Below are 18,329 nucleotides of genomic sequence, written 5' to 3'. Positions count from 1 at the left end.
AATCTATTGTCTGAGTCGTCATCGTGAGCGTTCGCTACGGTACCAGGCAAGCAGTAGTTCGCAAAAACTGGTCGCGTCTTAGAATTCGCCGTCAAAGGCGTGCGTTCACCAGGCTTTCTGCACGAGTGTTGTCGCCAGCAACCCCCACTCGCGTGGGGCATCTCATCTCGCTCGTCAACCCAGAAAAACTCCTCGGGCTCACCCCCACTCGCGTGGGGCAGTCTCTTGCTTGTGATTCCTCCTCTCATAGCCCAAGGGCGCACCTGATCATCGACGGCCGATGACCAGGTGCGCGGGCTGTTCTAAACTGTCGCGTGGCTATTCGCTACGGGTTGCCCACACGTCTCACAGACTTGCGTAGCCGCAGGTGAGGGCACCAAAAGCGGATCGCAGAGCCCACGTGGCCGCCTCCGGAGCTTCATCACAACACCCTTGGCTGCGAAGACCTCGTTCAGCGCGGTTCTCCAGACTCCTGCCACGGTAAGTCCACCTTCGTCCCATATGCTCATCGCTCGCGAATTCGCTTCTGCCCGGTCATCCTCGCCCAACGCCCTGAACCGCAAGCGGTCGTGATCGTTGGCGGGCCCATTGAAGAACAGTCCGTCCTTCATGCTCTCGGAAAACTCATACCATCCGTAATGCTCCAGCATCTGAATCTCCTTCTCTTTCTCATTCCCCCTGCTCACCAGGGCTACAGGAAATATATGCACTCGATTTACTCCCGCACCAGCACAAAACGCGGAGCCTCGACAGGCGCAACTCGTTCGGGATCGCTTCAACAAGCGAAGGAACTGGGAGTGAAAACCCTTGCATATACCCAGGTGAAACGGGGTGACTGTTACCTTTTAGGGCAAATACGGGGTGACTGTGGAAAAAGTGAGAACAATCGGCCTATCTATATAAGTAGAGAGCAAAAGGAGTTTGAACAATGAAGAATCCAGAATCCCCCACCCAGTTCATCCGATCCCACCTCGACGAGATGATCGAGTGACGTTCTCGGGGATTGACGTGGAAAGAAATCGCTAGTCAACTCACGCGCGATGGCACGTCTGCGAACACCAGCTTGGTTGTCTCCACTTACAATGACGAACTCCGCCTCCGCTCATCCCCTAGTCGTATCGCCGCTGTGCGCTGGGCGATTGACAACGAACGCGCAATAGCCGATCTACGCAATCGCGGGTATGGATGGGCAACTATCGCGGGACTACTGCCTCCGGTGGCGATAAAACAGGGCAGCATCCCTGAACTTGATGTACTCGTTGCGGAATACACTGCAGTCATTGCCCCAGCAAACTCCACCTCGACTAAGCGCGATCAAGAGTTGATTCTGAAGTGGATTAATCGCAAGGGATTAAAGACGTTTACAACTCGCGATGCGATGCTCTCTAACCGGAGACGCTTCAGCACTAGTAACACAACGCAAGCAACGCTCCATGCGTTAGTCGATCGCGGGTACATTCGAGTTGGGAAGCACGCAGATGCACCCACCCATAAACGGTCAGGTTCTCCCATTTGGGAAGTAATCTCCCACGCTAGTGACGCAACATCGCCAGCGACTCATCCGCAAGTTGGAGAGAACAATGCCAATTAAACCCACACCGATCCAACTCATCCGAGCCCGTTTCATCGAGATCACAGAGTGGCGTTCTCGGGGTGTTACTTGGGCAGAGATATGCAACCAGCTCCAGAGTGCTGGGTTAAAGATAAGCACAAGAACGCTCACTGCTGTCTATCAACGTGAATTCAAGCGACGCAACTCTCCCCCGTACATCGCTGCCGCTCAGTGGGCACTCACGAACAACGTCAAAGTCACAAACCTTCGTGAACAGGGTGCTAGCTGGTTGGCGATTCTAGATAGCGTTCCTCCTCAACCTGCTAATGACGGCGCAATCCCTACCCTCAACATGCTGATCACGGAGTATGAACTTGTTGCCAGTCGAAGGATCATCTCCATGGGGGACCCACTTCCGCAACGGGTCTCATACACCGACCAGTCAACCAGTGTCAACGCCGCACCCGTTCCTCAGCCATCACTCACGATGCCCGAGGTCACCCCCGCGCCCCAGCCTGCCACCACTCAGAGCCAAGAGGCGAAGGGTCCCTTCACGGGACAGCTCAAGGACTACAACGCCGAGATCAAGGCGCTCGCCGCGAAGGAGAAAGCCGAAGAGGAAAAGATGAGGCAGAAGAGGGAGCGCCAGGCGTCCAGAAAGAGCGTCTTCTGCGTTGAGGACGATCCTGGTGTGAGCGTTGCCGAGCTTAGAGCGCAATACGACGAGTGGATCGCGATATATCGTGAACGTGCCAAACTCTACAGGGAGATCCCCGAAGACGATGAAGGCCGTAGCGATGAGAAGTCCCAGCGCGAACGACTGCGAGCTGAGGCCAATGACATGACAAACGGCTATTACAAGCTCATCAACGCTCGCCCCAGCCACCGCCTCACAACCCGATCGAAGCTGTGTGTGCTTGCGACTGCTGCTCTCGCCTGTGGTGCCTACGTCCTTGCCGAGACAGATGCACCCGATGCGATAAGGCTGTGCGGATTCGATCGTCCAGACAGCATCGCCGGCCTAACCGAGATCCCCGACCCCGTAATAATCCGACCCAACCTCACCCAAGACGAAATCTCACGCCGAGAGGCCGCCTACCACAACGACATGCAGGCTGGCATCGAGGCTCCAACGTTAAACGCAACCTCGCACAAGAGGCTCCTTGCTGAGGCTCTCATCCTCCGTGGAGCCTACGAGTTCCGGCATAACGGTTGGATCCGCTATGACGAAATCGTAGTGCTCTCTGGCGACGATATCCCATCACCTGCACTATATGGGCAGCCACCCAGCCGTACCGAACTCACGCTTGCACCACCGTTGTCCGCTAGCGATCCCAAAAAGGACGACTATCCAAGCGACCACCAGTGCGATCTTGCGCGCGAGCAACTTAAAGGAGATTGGCTATGATGCCAAGAGACCAAGCACTACAACAACTGACCGATTTTCATCAGCGCCAAGTGGTCGAGACCCTTGCAGATGTGCAGGGTCTACCCGACGACCACCCGATATGGGCCACAGTCGCACTACTCGGTACGGTCATCGCCAAGGCAGGGGAGGGGAGTGACGTACACGCCGAACTCGAAGCCACCGCACAGCTCAACCGTCAGATGCCCGACTTCCTTGCCAGGCTCGAAGAGGTGCTGGCCTCTACCCAGAGGACACTCACCTCAATCGAGGCCCGTCTGGGTAGACTTGAGGCCCGGCCCCAAAGCCCCGCACGCTGAAACTCTGGCGAATCCATCTCCCGTGTCCTCCAAACGGATGACATACCAACAGCATTTGTCGAAAACTCATTGCAACCTTTGGTGAGATGCGCTACGTTGAGACGTAGTTGCCGACCACAAGAACAGCAACTCCAGAACATCGGAGGGGAAGATCAAAGTATGGAACATGGTTCGAGGTGGGGCGATTGTAGCCGTCAGTCTCGGACTCACTAGCTTGGGAACTGGCATGGGGTTGACGGTGAGTCACAAAGGTGAAGAATCGAGACCGGCGTTGGGTAGTTGGACACTGCATGGAGCCGCGTCGGCTGCCGTCCGTCCAGAAGATGTCGATGCAAACGAAGGTGGGCTTCGAGCTCCTACGTATAGTCTCCTTGCTAGTGCTGCTATGCCGCGTGGGATCGACGCACTCATGGGATCAAGTCCAACCGTGACGGCGCCCGCAACCTCACTACCTGCTGTCAGCACTGGCATGATCGTGTCAGGAAGTGTAGCTCGACCTGAAACCGCCTACGGTTGTGACGCAGAGAGTGCGTCCGTTGGGGTAACGTGCATCAACATCGAGGGCAGTGGTAACTACGTGAAATATATTGCAGCATCGATCCTTGTGGAGGAGGATTTTGTTGGATATCAACACATCTATGGCCCAGGCGGTGTTAATAAGTACTCAGGCATATTTTATTATCCGGCTGGTGAGCAAGGGATTTATACGTGGGCGCCAAATGGCGACGTGGTCCCTGGGAAGTATTGCGCCCAAACGTTCGAAGAAAATGGCGATAGCCTCGGCATAGCTTGCGAAAATGTCGATTAGTTATCCCTTAGCATTGCTGGATTTGTTGGCTTTTGCTGATAGTAGCACTGCGGATAATACTCTAGCGTCACGCGCGGTCAGCGAGTGTGTCCATAAGGGAATTATCTATGCGCGTAATTATTCATATGAAGGTGGTCTGTACTCATCAACAGTAGCGATCTCGGCTATCAAACTTCGGAGGGCCCTACTCTCGTTGCTTTCACAATGGGGTGACACTTAAGATGCCTACGAACTTTTCTAGCCCGTTTATCGGGAGAGTCGAGGCCCCGTCATTACGGGTGCTTTGGTTGGGTGACGAGTTTCGGATGGCGCAAGAGTCGCCTTTCTCGGAGGCGTTCCTGTTGTCCGGCCTCATGAACATCGATTTACTCGAATTGTTCTATCTCGAGGATTCGTCACAGGTCCCTGGTACTTGGAGCACCTGTCCTAGTCACCGTCGGGTGGTTGTGGAAAACGAGGAAGATCGGCCAGAGCGTCTCGCGGTGAGTTCTCGTGATGAGAGATATAACTTGCCCATGCGGGCAACAGAGATAGCGCCAGAAATAATGCCGGGCGCTACTCTCCAACCCGATGCACGGATAATCCAGCTACTCCAGGTTGGGGATTCTATTGGTGCTGACATTATCGTTTCCCAGCAAACCGAACGGCTCGAGTACCCGTACGGCGTGATCGAACATGTGCATCGGGCGTCGGCTACAACTGGGGTCGCCGACGCGCTCATCCTGGTGGGACTGTACCTCAGATCGAGAGGTCGCTATGTGTGGTCGCACTTCCCGAAGGATTGCAACAGCGGATCGTCGGATAAGTTGGGCAAAGTCGCATTCTATGACCTCGCGGGGCGCTACCTCGTCAAAGACGATACTAGGTGGGTGATCATGTTGGGGAAGTGGGATATTCAAAATAAGCTCAGCAGAGGTGGGGATCGGCTCTCGCCCATTTGGAACCGCATGGTCCGTGCTTTGGGCAACAGCTTGGAAGCGCGGGATCGAGTTCATGTGAGCCTTGCCGAGGCAGCCGCGCAGCAAGACTTGCCTGCCGCGTCAACGTGCCACAGCCATGCTGTGAATGCATTCGACCTGTTCCTTGGTCAAGTCGGCGAAGCGATCCAAATTCAGTGGAACCTCCTACAGACTGTCATTGCCGAGACGACCCTGACCGGGCTTGCTCGGGATGAAGTAGGGTCAAGTAAGGGTGATCCCTATAGTGAAATGAAAACGTCGTTACCCCATTGGCATGAGATGTCGGTGATATGGGGCCAACTTCGTGAGTCTCTTGACCTTCGTAGTGGGCTAACGAAGGACGTCTTTGAGGCGATGAAGAACGCCGTGAAAAGTGGACATGCGACAACTATGGATCTAGCACTTATAAACTCACTAAGGGGTTCATGCAAGGGTCCAGGTGTTACGGAGTTAGTCGATAATCTGCGCCGACTAGAAGTAGCAGAGGCCTTCGGAATCGCGAACGAGGGGCACGAACAGATCAACTTTGAGGTAGGACGGCTGACCGAGGCATTGCTCAAACTCGCCATTCGTTACTTAAACGATGTCATGGAAGTAATTCCCACAGCTGGATTGCCTCAACCCAGCGGCTCCGGTAAACCGCAGGAGATGGTTGCTCAGGTTGGCACCTCGATAACTTACGGGCCGGAGGCTTTTGCCTGGATGCTTGGGACTTATTGAAAGTTCTCTCCAACGAGGTATCCTCCTCACCGCGTAATGCATAAGAGCACGTCAGAGGGGTCGACATGCTTTGCTTGACACACTGCAAGATAGCTCAAGGCGCCAAAATGTGGGCAAGAATTCAAATGAACAGATGGAGTGGTGACCCGTAGCTGATCCACCTCTAATGCGGGATGACCGACCAAGATAGATACGGTAGGAAAGCTCATGTTGAGCAAGAGACACTCTCCGATGCCCTCACTCATCCCCAGCCTCACCGCTGTCTCGGGTACCCAGTAATTGCTGCATAATCCCACCCTCACCGAAAATCTTCTCGCGCTCGGGGAGTGACACCCAAGTTGCCCTCGAAGCCACCGCACAGCTCAACCGTCAGATGCCCGACTTCCTTGCCAGGCTCGAAGAGGTCCTGGCCTCTACCCAGAGGACACTCACCTCAATCGTGGCCCGTCTGGGTAGATTCGAGGCCCGGACCCAAAGCCCCGTGCGCTGAAACTCTGGTGAATCCATCTCCCGTGTCCACCAAACGGATGACATACCAACACTATTTGGCTGAAAGTTGTTGCAACCGTCGGTGAGATGCGCTACGTTAAGACGTAGTTGCCGACCACAAGAACAGCAACTCCAGAACTTCGGAGGGGAAGATGAAAATACGGAACATGGTTTGAGGTGGGGCGATTGTAGTCGTCAGTCTTGGACTCGCTAGTGTCGGAACTGGCATGGGGTTGTTGGCGAGCCACAGTAGTGTAGTAACGCATTCTGCCATTACCACCGTTGCTACTTCAGCGGCTTCGATAAAGCCGCAATTGATCTGCGACCCAGGTTACGGGTGTGGGACCAAGGAATACTTCCTGTACACCACAGATCAGGCTGGTCAGACTCTATATAACGAGACTATTGTAAATGCTAGCACCGGGGCAATAGAGGGTTGCGTTGTGGCAGTGGCTGGCGGAGTGGTCATCGCTACATTGACGTCAGGATTTGGATTGGCGGCTGTCGGCCTTGTCGACGGGGGTACGGTCCTAGCATCGTGTGCGGGTGGAGTCGTAAGCTCGGCAATTAAGTGGGTAAGTAATCTGTTTTCAATCCAGCGCGGAGGCAACTACGCTCTCCCGATGGCAAACAGCAATGTAACTCGTCTCGCTGGGTCATGACCACCGTGATATCGAACACCTCGAGCAATCAAAAGTCCAGGACGCACCTGCCTGCTATAGGTGGTGTTACGTTTGAGGAGAAGGGCTATCATCGATCATGCGGTCTGACTTAACCCGGTCCAGTCTGGAGTTCGGGTTCTTAAAGCTCGTCGGATCTCAAGGTTGTCCCGGACATAGGTATTCGGAGGTGTTGGCATGCGTTTTGTCCCCCTGATGGTTCTGGAGTTGATTTCGTCAGCTATCGGGTTCATGCTGTTTCATCAGGTACTCGAGGCACTCGGTGTCGCGAGTTGCCTCTCGCTTGTCGCGCTTATCATCCTGATGGCCCTGAGAGGAGTGGGTGGTCACCTCTCGATGCTTGCAGCCTGGTTTATCGACCCTGCCGATGCTCTCTACTTGGGCGTCTTCCCGGTTCCGCTTTGGTTGGTAGTCGTTGCAGGCGCTAGTGTCTCCTTTGCATTCGTGTCAGTGGTGGGGGTCCAAGGAATGTCCGTGCTAGCAAAGATGGGGGTCGTTGTCTCGACGTTAATGCTCTTCGTTGACCTTGGGTGCTTACGCCTTTCCATGAAAGCGAAGGTCCGCTAGCGAGCAGACGTCCTGGGCTGTCGCGGTAGCCCCCCAATGAGCCTGGATGCCGTATTAGGCTTATCCCTGGGACTACAACAACGCTGGCGTCTCAACGGATGACCCCCACTCGCGTGGGGCACCGAGAAAGGCGTTAGTCGTTGCCCTTTGCATCATTGGCCTTCTCATCCGCCAACTGCTGCAGAATCCCACCTGCACCGAAAATCTTCTCGCGCTTTGGAAGCGACAGGGGCGGCGGGATGAGATTAACCGCAGCTCCGTCTAGCACCGTCGCTGCCAACGCGGTCTTGATGCGATGCCAGGTAACTAGCAACGCCGCACTCAGGATTGGATCACTCTGCGCAGCCACCTCAGAGACGGACAGTGGAGTTCGGTGGATCGCTTCAAGCGTTGGCATGGGAATCCTAGGAATGTCCATGATGCGCATCCCCACACGTTTCATCAAATCACCCCGATCATCGCACCAGAACGGTTCACCACGATAGGAACATTGAAAGAGCGGGCGCACCACTGTGACACGGGTTGATGCGATGCCAGAGAGCATCTCACCGTCGATACTCGTAAAGAGGCCGTCGTCATCTGCTCCGTCCTTGATGCGATCAGCGGTGATCGCTAAGGACCAGGTAGCTCGGGGTTCACGCCCAAGAGATGTCAAAACCAGTGGGAGCTCGTCAAAGACCCGCACTCCGCTCGCGGGGGTGTTCACAACCACGTACTGTGCGTCCAATGATTCAACTGCCTTGCCGAGCATCGCCAAGCCAGCATCGGGTGTAAGGCTTGACAGGTCAACATTGGCCACGCGAACCTCTGGATGAGAGCCGTACTTAGCCCCAAGCGACGCAGAACGCTCGTCGCCCTCCAAGCAGGCAACCGTAGCCTCTCCCTCTAGCAGTGCTTCCACCATCAGGATCGCCAGTGTGGACTTGCCAACCCCACCCTTTGCGCCCGTTGAAAAGATCAGCTTCTTGTCCGTATCCATGTTCGTGTTCTCCTCCTCTAAGGTCTTACTAACACATATAGGCAACATGGAGACGAATCTCACCAAGTGCGCCGGGAAGCCTCGTCCTTCAGGGCGGGGAGGGATATCTAAAGAAACTAAACCGTCTAAACGAATCTAAAACGACTCGTGGTAAACTGGCTGTATGACAAGGAATCCCTTCAGCCCAACCTTCGGTGTATCCCCACCTCTGCTCGTGGGAAGAGACGACCTTATCGGAGAATTCGCTTCCGGCCTAGGTGATGGCCCAGGGTCCCCATCGCGAGCCACGCTTTATACCGGTGCTCGGGGTACCGGCAAAACGGTCATACTAAACGCAGTTCAGGAGGTCGCTAAGGAGCAAGCCTGGCTGGTGATCTCTGAAACGGCAACCCCGGGATTTATCACTCGCCTCGCCACAATTCACCTTCCGGGTATCCTATCCAGCCAACGTGTCGAACGTAAAATGACGCGATTGACCGGCGTGTCCCTTCCATTCGGAGCTGGTGGAGCAACCTGGGATACCACGAACGTTCATCCCACCCCTCTGACCTTTCGGAACCAACTTGAGTTGGTGACCGACACGCTTGCTGAACACGGCACAGGCGTGCTCATCACTCTCGACGAACTGCACTATCGACAGATAGACGAACTGCGCGAGTTTGGAGCAACATTACAACATGCCTTCCGTGAAGAAAGGGAGGTGGCATTTGCTGGCGCTGGTCTCCCGAGTGCGGTAAGCGCCGTCCTCAACGATAACGTGTTGACGTTCCTCCAGCGAGCGGATCGTTACGTTCTTGGTCCAGTCGACTTTGCCGACGTGGAACGGGCAATTCGCGAACCAATCGAAGCCAACGGTCGCACAATTGCTCCCGCAGCCCTTGATGAGGCCGCACACGCGACGGGTGGATATCCGTTTCTGATCCAGCTCGTGGGCCGCTATAGCTGGCGTCAGCATCCCAGCGAGGAAGAGATAACCTTGGCGGATGTCACCATGGGGGTGACTGAGGCTCGCAAACGCATGGGATCGTTGATATTTGAACCAGCGCTAGCTGATCTGTCCGATATTGATCGAACGTTTCTGACCGTCATGGCACAAGACGACGGTCCTTCGAGGATGTCTGACATTTGTGTTCGCCTCAACGTCACCGCGAACTTCGGGAGTCAGTATCGGCTCCGTCTAATTGAGGCGGGCCTAATTGAAGGAGTACGCCATGGAGAAGTCGACTTTGTGCAACCACTTCTGCGCGAGTACCTCAGAGAACACGCTATCGTATCGGCCCTCCGTTCCGGCAATCCTAAGATTCTTGGCGAACAAACGCTAACATTCAAACCGCCTAAAGGAGGCGGCCTTCGTAGGTAGGTGGATCTCTTGGCTAGCTGTTAACCGCGAGCATTGTGGTGACATCCTCCCCGCCCTTACGGACGGGGTTTGTCGGCGCACTTGATCAACTCGATCCACTCATGCAGATCTCGCACGGCGTCGAAAGACAGGTTGTGCAGGGCAAAAGCGCTGTCCGCTCGCACCACGATCTCGCTGGCGTGCTCAAGCGTCCACGCATCGCAGTCCCTGATACAGCTTCTTCGCCACCTGGTTACGTCCGCGATTAACGCGAGCAAGGCATCAAAAAGGTCTTCCTTGAGTGCGGCAAATTGTGCGCACCGTGGCCCGACGATCTCCCCGCCATCGGCCGCAAAGCCCTCTATAGTCCCGAATAGATCCACTGCGTGAGAGACAAAGCCCGCCCAATCCGGGCTCACCCAGGTCGCGTCCACGGTCACCAACCACCCAAGACTTCTGTCGATGCTGGGTCTACAGTTCAGATGGGTGGCTAGGATGTCGAGGGCTCGGGCGAGATCGCGCTGGTCGATAATCTCATCCATCAGTGGGTATTGTCGACAGACCTGAGTAACTCGATAGCGCTCCCATGCAAGCAGACACTTAAGGGAGCAGCACCCACGTTCGTGATGCCATTCCTGCGCGAACATGCCAGTACCGATCTCATTTCCACATTAAACGCAATGCAATACGTTACCTCCGTATGCGAACGCATGTTCGTATTCTACCTACTATCGACAGAACCGGTAGCGGGTGTAATTCCGCTACAGGCCCGATCTTTAGTCCGAACTTACGACCGCTCCTGACCCCAATATCACCTATGAAGTGGGTAGATAGTTAAGAACGGGCTGAAAGTGTAGACACGAGTGCCTTGACAGGGTGGAATTGGTGTGATACGATACTCTGGTTAAACGCTTTAGCGGTGCCATGCATGTTGCCACTACTCGTCGCCAGCACAAGGACAAGATCTATGAAACCCATCTCCTTAGACGCTCTTATCGTGAAGATGGCAAGGTAAAGAACGAGACGCTGGCTAATCTCTCCTATCTCCCCGAAGAGACGATCCAGGTAATCCGTGAGTCCTTGGCTGGTAAGCACCATGTGGTGGCCGGGGAGGGCTTTGAGATCAAGCGAAGTCTGCCTCATGGACATGTGGCAGCTATAGCTGCGATGGCGAACAAGTTAAAGTTTCCCGCCCTCCTTGGACCCGCCTGTCGCGAGCGAGATATCATCTATGCGCTGATCTTGGCCGGAGCCATTCGCCCAGCCTCCAAGCTCGCCACCTCCCGGTGGTTCAAAGACTCCACCCTCGGGCTGACCTAGGGCTAATGGGTATCTCAACCGATGAGATCTACTCCGCAATGGACTGGCTGTATGCGCGCCAAGGCACTATAGAAGCCCAACTCGCCAAACGTCACCTCAAAGAGGGCTCACGGGCGGAAGCGGTCTTCAGTAACCTTTATAGTTTCAACGCCACATAAGCCCCACCGGAACGTTTCAGAAACCGTCTACGAAGTGGACCGGCTCAAGGGGCCGTCCAACTTTGTGAACTTTCGTATCAGAGCGCTAACAAGAGGAGAAGCGGATTACTTGCTCCTATGCCCTTGCCATGAACTACGCTCCAGTCGGACTTCATAGTTCTGAATACCCCGTTCGACTCTCGCGCCTCATTTCAGAGTTACTTCACGGCTAGCCGGCCAATGAGTTCATCATATGACTCGGTGGAAAGCTTGTTTGAGGGGTTACTGGCGGCAAGACTCCAACAACGTTGTAAGTAACCACTGATGATGGCGAACTCGTCGGGCATGCCTGCGGTGCAGCTACCGACAATGGACTCCCCTGAGAACTGGGAATAGCCAGTTTGAAATAGCAAGTTTCCCTGCTGTTTGCGTCTTGTTGGGCCAGTGACGAACCCTTTGCAGGTGGATTAGATGGGTCCTGGGTCGTCGTTATGATCCACACTTGCGCCTTGGCCCGAGGTGCTAGCACGATCGCCGAGGAGCTAACGGTAGCAGGTGTTCTAGTCATACGTATGTCGGTTGCTCGCTTGGCGGTAGTTGAGAACGCGGCGGTTGTAGACGCTCCAAGCCACGGGCCAGTGATCCCCATTGACCCAGCACCACCGATGGCGCAGGACCGGCTGCCGGAATTTGTGAGGACGTCAGAGAATGCAACCTTAAAGCCCCCGAGGGGAGCAACTGGTCCAACTGTGGCCGTAAGTATCCGTGGGTCACAAGGAAGTGTAGACGTGGAAGCAGTTGGAGATGCTTTCGATTCGACCTGGTTGCCAGAACGGGACCCCGATGTCGCAACTTTGGGAGAAGATGCAGAGGCGATTCCGCTCAATCCGTAAACACCCGCCAGCACTACGACGACTACACCTCCGGCAACCATTGCTTTCATCGATGTTCGCATCAATACCTGCCTTTGCTGATGGCCACCACGTACTCAACCCCTGAATGCACCGGAAACCTATGGTCCCAACCAATAAATCTCGATCAACCAAACGCGCATATAGTACCAAACTCGAACAACCCGGAGCTTACACCATTTAGCTAAGAAACGGCACCGCCCACTCGACAGCGACTCTTGAAGATAGGGCGTGCGGAGGCAGGTCGGTGGCGCTTACTGCGCACATGTGCCCGCTTGGCTCACTTGTATATAATAGAGGTATGTACACCTCCAAAATCAGACCCGCGATTGAGAAGTACCTAGAGGACCGTCCGAACGAGGCTGCCTTCTTGCGCTCCGAATTTAACGGATTGGGCAAGACCCGCTCTGGGGTGGATAAAGCACTACGAGCTATGGTGAAAGATGGGAAGCTTGTACGAGTGGGTTATGGGGCTTACGTAAAGGCTGAAACCATCATCAGCCCCATCACAGGCGACCCAATAGTAGTTCCGATCGCTTTCCGAGAACAATGGGGTGCACAGATATTGCGCAAACTAGGTGTGGACCCAAAGCAGAACAGTGCCCTTCGGGCCTATAACGAGAACCGGTCAACCCAAGTACCGGCATGGTTCGCCTTCGATGTCGGGAACTCCCGCATTAGACGACAGATCGGGTTCGGGAAGGGGCGGCTGGTCTATGAGAGGTCTAAATGAACGCGACCACTCGCTAATCCAAGCTCTCACCGCAGCTCAGATAGTGAACTTATCCGCAGCCATGCTCGAGAAGGACATTCTTGTCCGAGAAGCGATCTTGGCCATTAGGGACGCTGGACAAGACGAAGGTTGCCAGTTGGTGTTTTGTGGTGGCACTTCGCTCAGCCCAGCCCACCAGCTCATCGAGCGTATGTCCGAGGACGCAGACTTTCGCATAGTCGTTCCGGATGGCTTGAGCCGGGGACGAACTCGTAAGCTACTTTCGACCGTCAAGACCGCGATCGTAGCCCTCCTGGAGGATACCGGGTTCCCATTAGTAGGCGAGATGCGGGGCCGCAACAACAACTCGTACATGATGGGTGAGTTCGCCTACCAAAGTCGATTCTCCAGACAGGATGCTGCAATGCGTGAACATCTCAAACTCGAGATGACCGCGTTTGCTCCAATTAGTCCGGTATCACAATTGCCCTTGGCCACCATCGTAGACAGGGTGACAGGTACCGTGTCGGACGCAGATGCCATTCCAACCATCTCTGTCATGGACACTCTGGCCGACAAGGTGGTCGGTTATCTACGCCGCACCTCTCAGGAACGTGCCGGACTAACGCGCGGGGATTACGATGATCGCCAGGTGCGCCACCTGTACGACACCCACTGCGTGCTTGAGCGACTGTCGAACTCGCCAGACTTTGACGTGCTCCAGTTCGCAGACCGGATTAGCGACCTAGTTTCCCAGACCGTTACTCGCGATGTCGAAACCTATGGACACCAGCACGAGGTCTTTGCTGGCGATCCTTACGCAGTACTCCGCGACGAGCTTGGCCGCGTTCGTGATGGTGATACGCGAACTCGGTACGAGCAGTTCTGTCAGACCATGATATGGGGCGAGACGCCGAGCTTCGATGATGTCACTGAGACCTTTATCAACTTGGCTCGCGGCACACTGGGTGGGTAGTAAGGTGATGACGACAGTGGCGACCAGGCTCAGCCGTTAAGCAGACGGACCTTCCGTTCAAGCTAGTAAGAGTGGAGAGGTAGAGTGACATGGATCTTTTTGAAGCACTTGGTTTCGGCTGGGATAGGGCTATCGTGCCTAACGACCTTCCTGTGCATTCCGTCCAACGTGCGTGTTTCCGGTTTCAGAAGATGCTTCCCGAGTTCGTTTGAGATGTAGGCGTGCTTGAAGGGAACCCCTTTACCTTTCCAGAAGTGCAAACACTACTCGATGGCGTGACGGTTGGCGGCCATAGGCTTTCAGATCAAGAACAGATCATGAATCTTGCTGAAAGTGCCAAGCTGCTTCTGACTCGGATGAAATCAGAGTATTTCAAACTCGATAAAGCTATTTTCTGCGATCTACATGAGATCGTCGCTAGGAATGGGGTCATTTCCGTGGTGAGGGACAAGAAACACACTACACGCCTGACGTGAGCTTGGGGGAGTTTGGCCGACATACACCATTGCCAACTATTGCAGGTGCTCTCGAGTTGAACAGGGTGTTTTCCTATGGCGTGAATGCACTGAAGAAGAGTGATTTACAGCCACTCGAGAAGGGTCTCATATTCTTTCTATTTGGAGCCTTTCAGCAATTCTCCTTTGATGGCAAGCGTACTTCCCGCTTCATGATGAACGGCGTTCTCATGTCGAGTGGCATTGATGCGATTAGCGTTCCTGCAGCTCAGGCTCAAAGCTTCAATGCAAACATGGTCAGGTTTCTATTGGACGGCCCCTTGAGCCCGGTCCACATCTCTCATGTGAGGGGACCGACCATAACAAATACGGGAAGCGTGTTTTGAAGTGAAAACCAAACCGACTTCAGAAGCGACCAGTTATGGTGGACGCTAGACGTTTGCCGGGCCATCTTGACGCTAGACAGCATCAGGTGTTGTCCAGCCCGGATGGTTGGGAGCTTTGCCCCGATTGACGTGGCTTCCAATTCGTGTCACAGAAAATGTCACGGAATTTCGAACAACCATGAATGTTCTCGACAACTCCTGAACACAATGCCTACTCCTAGCTGCGCTGATGAGAACTTGTGACTTTTATTGAAGAGCTCTAGAGCCAACTACGGGTCCGAAGCGATCGGTAGCCGCACCATCGGGGCGAGATAGTGTGCCGGCCCAGGACCGCCTGCCGACGCCAAAGCCACGTTGCGTAGGTGGATCCTGGCTCAAGCGATGTCTCTCGACATGGACGCCAAACGGATGCTGAGAATCGTTCGAACCAAGCGACCTGTCGCGACAGTAGCACTCCCATGACCCGAGCACTAAAGCCCTGTTAGGAGATAAACTTTCGTAAAAGGTCGAAGATGCCGTGCAAGCGTCGTCATGATGTGTTAGGTTCGTGCTAGTACCAGATGATAGTTCTGGTAGTGACGATTACCAAAATGAGGTAATGGTGAAGGTAAGAAACATCGTTGTATGGGGGGGCAGTTCTAGCTGCCAGTCTCGGAGTTACCAGCTTGGGGGCCGGGATGGGGTTGACGGCGAGTCAATCTGAGCCTTGCTCAGGCACATTCGGGGCTGACTGTCAGAGGTACCGAGAGTCCTGGTCTGAATGGGTGCGACCCAAGTTCTGGGATTTGCTTCCTCGTGAAGGGCTCCCCGCAGTGAGCGTAGCGATCAATAGAGTAGGTCGGGATGGTTTAGCGAGTGGGCAATCGACTCTAATGAGTAGGTTAGGTTAACCCCGTGGATGGTTCTGGTGCCCGTGACCATGAATTTGCCATAGTATTGCGGTCCAGGCACCAGACCTTTTTGAGGTGGTTTCGGTGTTACCTTGCTGTCCTGAAGCGATCTTGGGTCGCTCACGGTGGAGTTCAGGCTGGGTCGTGGTATTAGTGCATCCGAGCGCTGAAATGTGGTATTAATGAGGGGAGTTTACAAACTCGTTGCGTTGTGCGGGAACTGAACGAATCCTTTGTCATTCGATCTTTTGGATCATGAGCAAATGATTACCACGAAGATTGGCCTCTTCCTGCGAGGGTTGCGGTTTCGCCTTGGAGCTCTCATTTTCCTCTTGGTCGCTGCAGTCGTTGCGATTGCTGGCGCAACCGTGGGACCGATTTACTTGGGATCCGCCCAGGACTCAGTCCTGGTAGGGAGCTTGCGCTTTGCTCCTGAGGTCAAGGCAGGTCTGAAAGTGGTGTCGGTCCAAGCGTTAGCAAAGAGCCGCCTCATAGCAGCGAGAGATCAGCTCCCTGCCTTGGATGGTAGGGCACTCTTTGGTAATCCGATCTACACGGCGCAGGTTCCAGCCATGGTCGCGGCAACTCCGGCCGTGAAAGGGGAGTTACTTGCGACGACTCTCCTGGAGCGTTCAGGCGTGTGTGCCCACCTGAAGCTCGATGCTGGACGCTGTCCGACCTCAAGGGACCAAGTCCTCGTCTCACAGCGTACAGCCACCTATTTGGGGGTGAAGGTCGGGGCAGTACTCACTGTCACGGCAGGACTCATTGCCCGAGGACTCCCTGGAGCGGGGGCAAGTGCACGGCCTTTTCATAGTCGAAGCCCTATGGCTGTGACCTGCAGTGTTATGTGTCGATTGGCGCGTTCGTCCTGGTAATGCTAAGTTCATCGGATGCGAGATGAGTGGTTTGTGGGATTGAGCGTTGCTCCGATAAGCGTCGGTGACGCCAATAGGTTCGATGCGGAACTCGACGAGCATCACTGGCTTGGCCACCGGATGGTCGGTGAGACGATGCGCTATGTAGCGACGGACTCCTGTGGCGGGTGGGTAGCACTGCTCGGGTTCGCGTCACCCGCACTATCGTGTGGACCTCGTGATCGGTTCATCGGCTGGACGAGAGATCTCCAGCAACGCAGGTTACGTTTCGTCGCATCAAACCAACGATTCTGTATTCTGCCTGCTGGTAGGCGTCCCAACACTGCATCCGCTGTGATGTCGAAGACGCTGCGACGTTTGAGTGCAGACTGGGTTGATACGTGGGGACACCGGGTGCTCTTGGTTGAGACGTTTGTCGATCCCTCCCGCCACATCGGGACTTGTTATGGTGCTTCTTCGTTCCTTTACGTCGGTGAGACCGCAGGATATGGACGTAAGTCTGGCCGTTACGTCGAGCACGGCCAGATCAAAGACGTCTACATCAGGCAGTTGCATCGCAAGGCCAGGCAGGTGCTCGTCGGTGCATTCGACCATCCGTTGTTGACAGACCAAAGGAGCCAAGTGGCGCAGATAGATTTCAACACCGCAGACCTAACGAGTCTGATCGAACGCATTGAGGCAATTACCGATCCCCGTGACCCACGGGGAGTGCGCCACAGTTTTGCCTCAACGCTGGTACTCATAGCTTGTGCGACTCTCGCTGGGAACAAGAGCCTGGTAGCTTTGAGCGAATGGAGCGATGCTGCGTCCCAAGAGGCACTTTCCCGCCTCGGTGCAAGGATCTCCCCATCCACAGGGCTTCGGATCCCACCGAGCTACGCTACTATTCGCAGAGCTGCGATGTCGGTTGATCCAGACGAGTTCGACCTGATCATCAATACCTGGGCGCTACAGCAGGCAGATCGTAGACATCCGATACCTGTGTCTAGCAGCTCCACAGGTTCAAAGATGGAGAATGAATCTGAGACTGGTGACTCTGACACCGAGGGCAGCAATAGCATCGGTGCAGGAGAAGACCTTGTTGGAGTAGCTGTTGACGGCAAGACAGTTCGAGGAGCCAGGCGACCTGACGGCACCCAGGTTCAGTTGCTCTCAGCGCTTCGTCATGATACTGGAATGGTTATTGGTCAACGCAATGTAGAAAACGATAAGACGAACGAGATTCTCGCCTTTGCTCCATTGCTCGAACCTCTCGAGATCGTCGGCACGGTCATCACCGCTGATGCACTGCATGCCCAGAGAAAGGCTGCTAGCTTCATCGTCGAATCCAAGAAGGCTCACTACATCTTCGGTGTCAAGGGTAATCAGCCACGGTTGCACAATGCTGCAGTCATCGTAGGCGATGAGATCGATCGCGATCACCCAGAGTACGAGACATGCACACGCGGTCATGGCCGCATCGACCGTCATCGGGTCTGGAGTGCCCCGGTTCCTGCTTCGACAGAGTTTCCTCATGCGAATCTCTACATCATCGTCGAACGCGAGTCATCCACCCTCAATGACGTTCGCACCAGCATCGAGACCCGTTACTACGTCACAGACCTTACCGCAGACGACGCAGACCCTGAGCATCTCCTTCGACTCGTGAGAGACCACTGGTCGATCGAAAGCCTCCATTGGGTCCGCGACAACACCTTTGACGAGGACCGCTCACAAGTCCGTACCGGAACACTTCCTCGCATCCTTGCAACACTACGCAATCTAGCTATCGGAATCATACGTTATGCCGCGCCCCTAAGGGTCAACATCGCAGCGGCAACCCGCCAGCTTGCCCGTCAACCCGACA

The 18,329-nt window shown here is 54.8% G+C and carries 16 protein-coding genes and 1 pseudogene; 14 read left to right on the top strand and 3 right to left on the bottom strand.

Features of this window, described 5'->3' with window-relative positions; genetic code table 11:
* Positions 1-302: 302 nt before the first annotated feature.
* Positions 303-650, bottom strand: coding sequence for a hypothetical protein (locus FEAC_RS09660; protein ID WP_035391275.1), 348 nt, complete (start codon positions 648-650; stop codon positions 303-305).
* Between the two features lie 353 nt (positions 651-1,003).
* On the opposite strand from FEAC_RS09660, the gene FEAC_RS09655 reads away from it, so the two are divergent.
* The 6 genes from FEAC_RS09655 (at position 1,004) to FEAC_RS09625 (ending at position 7,500) form a co-directional block, all read left to right on the top strand.
* Positions 1,004-1,591: a hypothetical protein gene (locus FEAC_RS09655; RefSeq protein WP_035391274.1), complete on the top strand. Its 588-nt coding sequence runs from the start codon at positions 1,004-1,006 to the stop codon at positions 1,589-1,591.
* Positions 1,581-2,960 (top strand): hypothetical protein, encoded by a 1,380-nt coding sequence (locus tag FEAC_RS09650; protein ID WP_035391272.1) that lies wholly within the window; start codon positions 1,581-1,583, stop codon positions 2,958-2,960. Before FEAC_RS09655 ends, FEAC_RS09650 begins: the two co-directional genes overlap by 11 nt.
* Positions 2,957-3,277: a hypothetical protein gene (locus tag FEAC_RS09645; RefSeq protein WP_035391270.1), complete on the top strand. Its 321-nt coding sequence runs from the start codon at positions 2,957-2,959 to the stop codon at positions 3,275-3,277. Before FEAC_RS09650 ends, FEAC_RS09645 begins: the two co-directional genes overlap by 4 nt.
* Positions 3,278-3,443: 166 nt before the next feature.
* Positions 3,444-4,085, top strand: a complete 642-nt coding sequence (locus FEAC_RS09640) for a hypothetical protein (protein ID WP_035391268.1) — start codon at positions 3,444-3,446, stop codon at positions 4,083-4,085.
* A 221-nt stretch (positions 4,086-4,306) separates the two neighbouring features.
* Positions 4,307-5,764 (top strand): hypothetical protein, encoded by a 1,458-nt coding sequence (locus FEAC_RS09635; protein ID WP_052566170.1) that lies wholly within the window; start codon positions 4,307-4,309, stop codon positions 5,762-5,764.
* Positions 5,765-7,110: 1,346 nt separating this feature from the next.
* Positions 7,111-7,500 (top strand): hypothetical protein, encoded by a 390-nt coding sequence (locus FEAC_RS09625; protein WP_035391261.1) that lies wholly within the window; start codon positions 7,111-7,113, stop codon positions 7,498-7,500.
* 133 nt (positions 7,501-7,633) lie between these two features.
* Here the strand turns inward: FEAC_RS09625 and FEAC_RS09620 are convergent, their stop codons facing one another.
* Positions 7,634-8,479: a P-loop NTPase family protein gene (locus tag FEAC_RS09620; RefSeq protein WP_035391260.1), complete on the bottom strand. Its 846-nt coding sequence runs from the start codon at positions 8,477-8,479 to the stop codon at positions 7,634-7,636.
* Positions 8,480-8,642: 163 nt separating this feature from the next.
* Here FEAC_RS09620 and FEAC_RS09615 point away from each other — a divergent pair, with 163 nt between their 5' ends.
* On the top strand, positions 8,643-9,839 hold the full coding sequence (locus FEAC_RS09615; protein ID WP_201773891.1) for an ATP-binding protein: 1,197 nt from the start codon (positions 8,643-8,645) through the stop codon (positions 9,837-9,839).
* 56 nt (positions 9,840-9,895) lie between these two features.
* Here the strand turns inward: FEAC_RS09615 and FEAC_RS09610 are convergent, their stop codons facing one another.
* Positions 9,896-10,360 carry a hypothetical protein gene (locus FEAC_RS09610; RefSeq protein ID WP_035391258.1) on the bottom strand — a complete coding sequence of 155 codons (465 nt, stop codon included), beginning with the start codon at positions 10,358-10,360 and terminating at the stop codon, positions 9,896-9,898.
* A 382-nt stretch (positions 10,361-10,742) separates the two neighbouring features.
* Here FEAC_RS09610 and FEAC_RS09605 point away from each other — a divergent pair, with 382 nt between their 5' ends.
* The 7 genes and pseudogenes from FEAC_RS09605 to FEAC_RS09575 form a co-directional block, all read left to right on the top strand.
* Entirely contained in the window at positions 10,743-11,138 is a 396-nt protein-coding gene (locus FEAC_RS09605; protein ID WP_035391256.1) for a hypothetical protein, read from the top strand.
* Between the two features lie 628 nt (positions 11,139-11,766).
* Positions 11,767-12,168 carry a hypothetical protein gene (locus FEAC_RS09600; protein ID WP_035391254.1) on the top strand — a complete coding sequence of 134 codons (402 nt, stop codon included), beginning with the start codon at positions 11,767-11,769 and terminating at the stop codon, positions 12,166-12,168.
* A 265-nt stretch (positions 12,169-12,433) separates the two neighbouring features.
* The gene (locus FEAC_RS09595; RefSeq protein ID WP_081901232.1) at positions 12,434-12,919 is read left to right on the top strand and encodes a hypothetical protein; all 486 of its coding nucleotides are present in this window, start codon (positions 12,434-12,436) and stop codon (positions 12,917-12,919) included.
* The gene (locus FEAC_RS09590; RefSeq protein ID WP_035391253.1) at positions 12,903-13,874 is read left to right on the top strand and encodes a nucleotidyl transferase AbiEii/AbiGii toxin family protein; all 972 of its coding nucleotides are present in this window, start codon (positions 12,903-12,905) and stop codon (positions 13,872-13,874) included. Before FEAC_RS09595 ends, FEAC_RS09590 begins: the two co-directional genes overlap by 17 nt.
* An 89-nt stretch (positions 13,875-13,963) precedes the next feature.
* Positions 13,964-14,715: pseudogene (locus FEAC_RS16410) on the top strand (Fic family protein).
* Between the two features lie 1,153 nt (positions 14,716-15,868).
* Entirely contained in the window at positions 15,869-16,483 is a 615-nt protein-coding gene (locus tag FEAC_RS09580) for a hypothetical protein (RefSeq protein WP_035391252.1), read from the top strand.
* 15 nt (positions 16,484-16,498) lie between these two features.
* A partial coding sequence (locus FEAC_RS09575; RefSeq protein WP_052566168.1) for an ISAs1 family transposase occupies positions 16,499-18,329 on the top strand: 1,831 nt, incomplete at its 3' end.

This window comes from Ferrimicrobium acidiphilum DSM 19497 (assembly GCF_000949255.1).
Lineage (GTDB): Bacteria > Actinomycetota > Acidimicrobiia > Acidimicrobiales > Acidimicrobiaceae > Ferrimicrobium > Ferrimicrobium acidiphilum.
This window is presented reverse-complemented; position numbering and strand designations above follow the sequence as displayed.

Coding starts and splice junctions, on each gene's coding strand:
- FEAC_RS09660 (WP_035391275.1), bottom strand. CDS start 650: ATGCTGGAGCATTACGGATGGTATGAGTTTTCCGAGAGCATGAAGGAC.
- FEAC_RS09650 (WP_035391272.1), top strand. CDS start 1,581: ATGCCAATTAAACCCACACCGATCCAACTCATCCGAGCCCGTTTCATC.
- FEAC_RS09645 (WP_035391270.1), top strand. CDS start 2,957: ATGATGCCAAGAGACCAAGCACTACAACAACTGACCGATTTTCATCAG.
- FEAC_RS09640 (WP_035391268.1), top strand. CDS start 3,444: ATGGTTCGAGGTGGGGCGATTGTAGCCGTCAGTCTCGGACTCACTAGC.
- FEAC_RS09635 (WP_052566170.1), top strand. CDS start 4,307: ATGCCTACGAACTTTTCTAGCCCGTTTATCGGGAGAGTCGAGGCCCCG.
- FEAC_RS09625 (WP_035391261.1), top strand. CDS start 7,111: ATGCGTTTTGTCCCCCTGATGGTTCTGGAGTTGATTTCGTCAGCTATC.
- FEAC_RS09620 (WP_035391260.1), bottom strand. CDS start 8,479: ATGGATACGGACAAGAAGCTGATCTTTTCAACGGGCGCAAAGGGTGGG.
- FEAC_RS09615 (WP_201773891.1), top strand. CDS start 8,643: ATGACAAGGAATCCCTTCAGCCCAACCTTCGGTGTATCCCCACCTCTG.
- FEAC_RS09610 (WP_035391258.1), bottom strand. CDS start 10,360: ATGGATGAGATTATCGACCAGCGCGATCTCGCCCGAGCCCTCGACATC.
- FEAC_RS09605 (WP_035391256.1), top strand. CDS start 10,743: ATGCATGTTGCCACTACTCGTCGCCAGCACAAGGACAAGATCTATGAA.
- FEAC_RS09600 (WP_035391254.1), top strand. CDS start 11,767: ATGATCCACACTTGCGCCTTGGCCCGAGGTGCTAGCACGATCGCCGAG.
- FEAC_RS09590 (WP_035391253.1), top strand. CDS start 12,903: ATGAGAGGTCTAAATGAACGCGACCACTCGCTAATCCAAGCTCTCACC.
- FEAC_RS09580 (WP_035391252.1), top strand. CDS start 15,869: ATGATTACCACGAAGATTGGCCTCTTCCTGCGAGGGTTGCGGTTTCGC.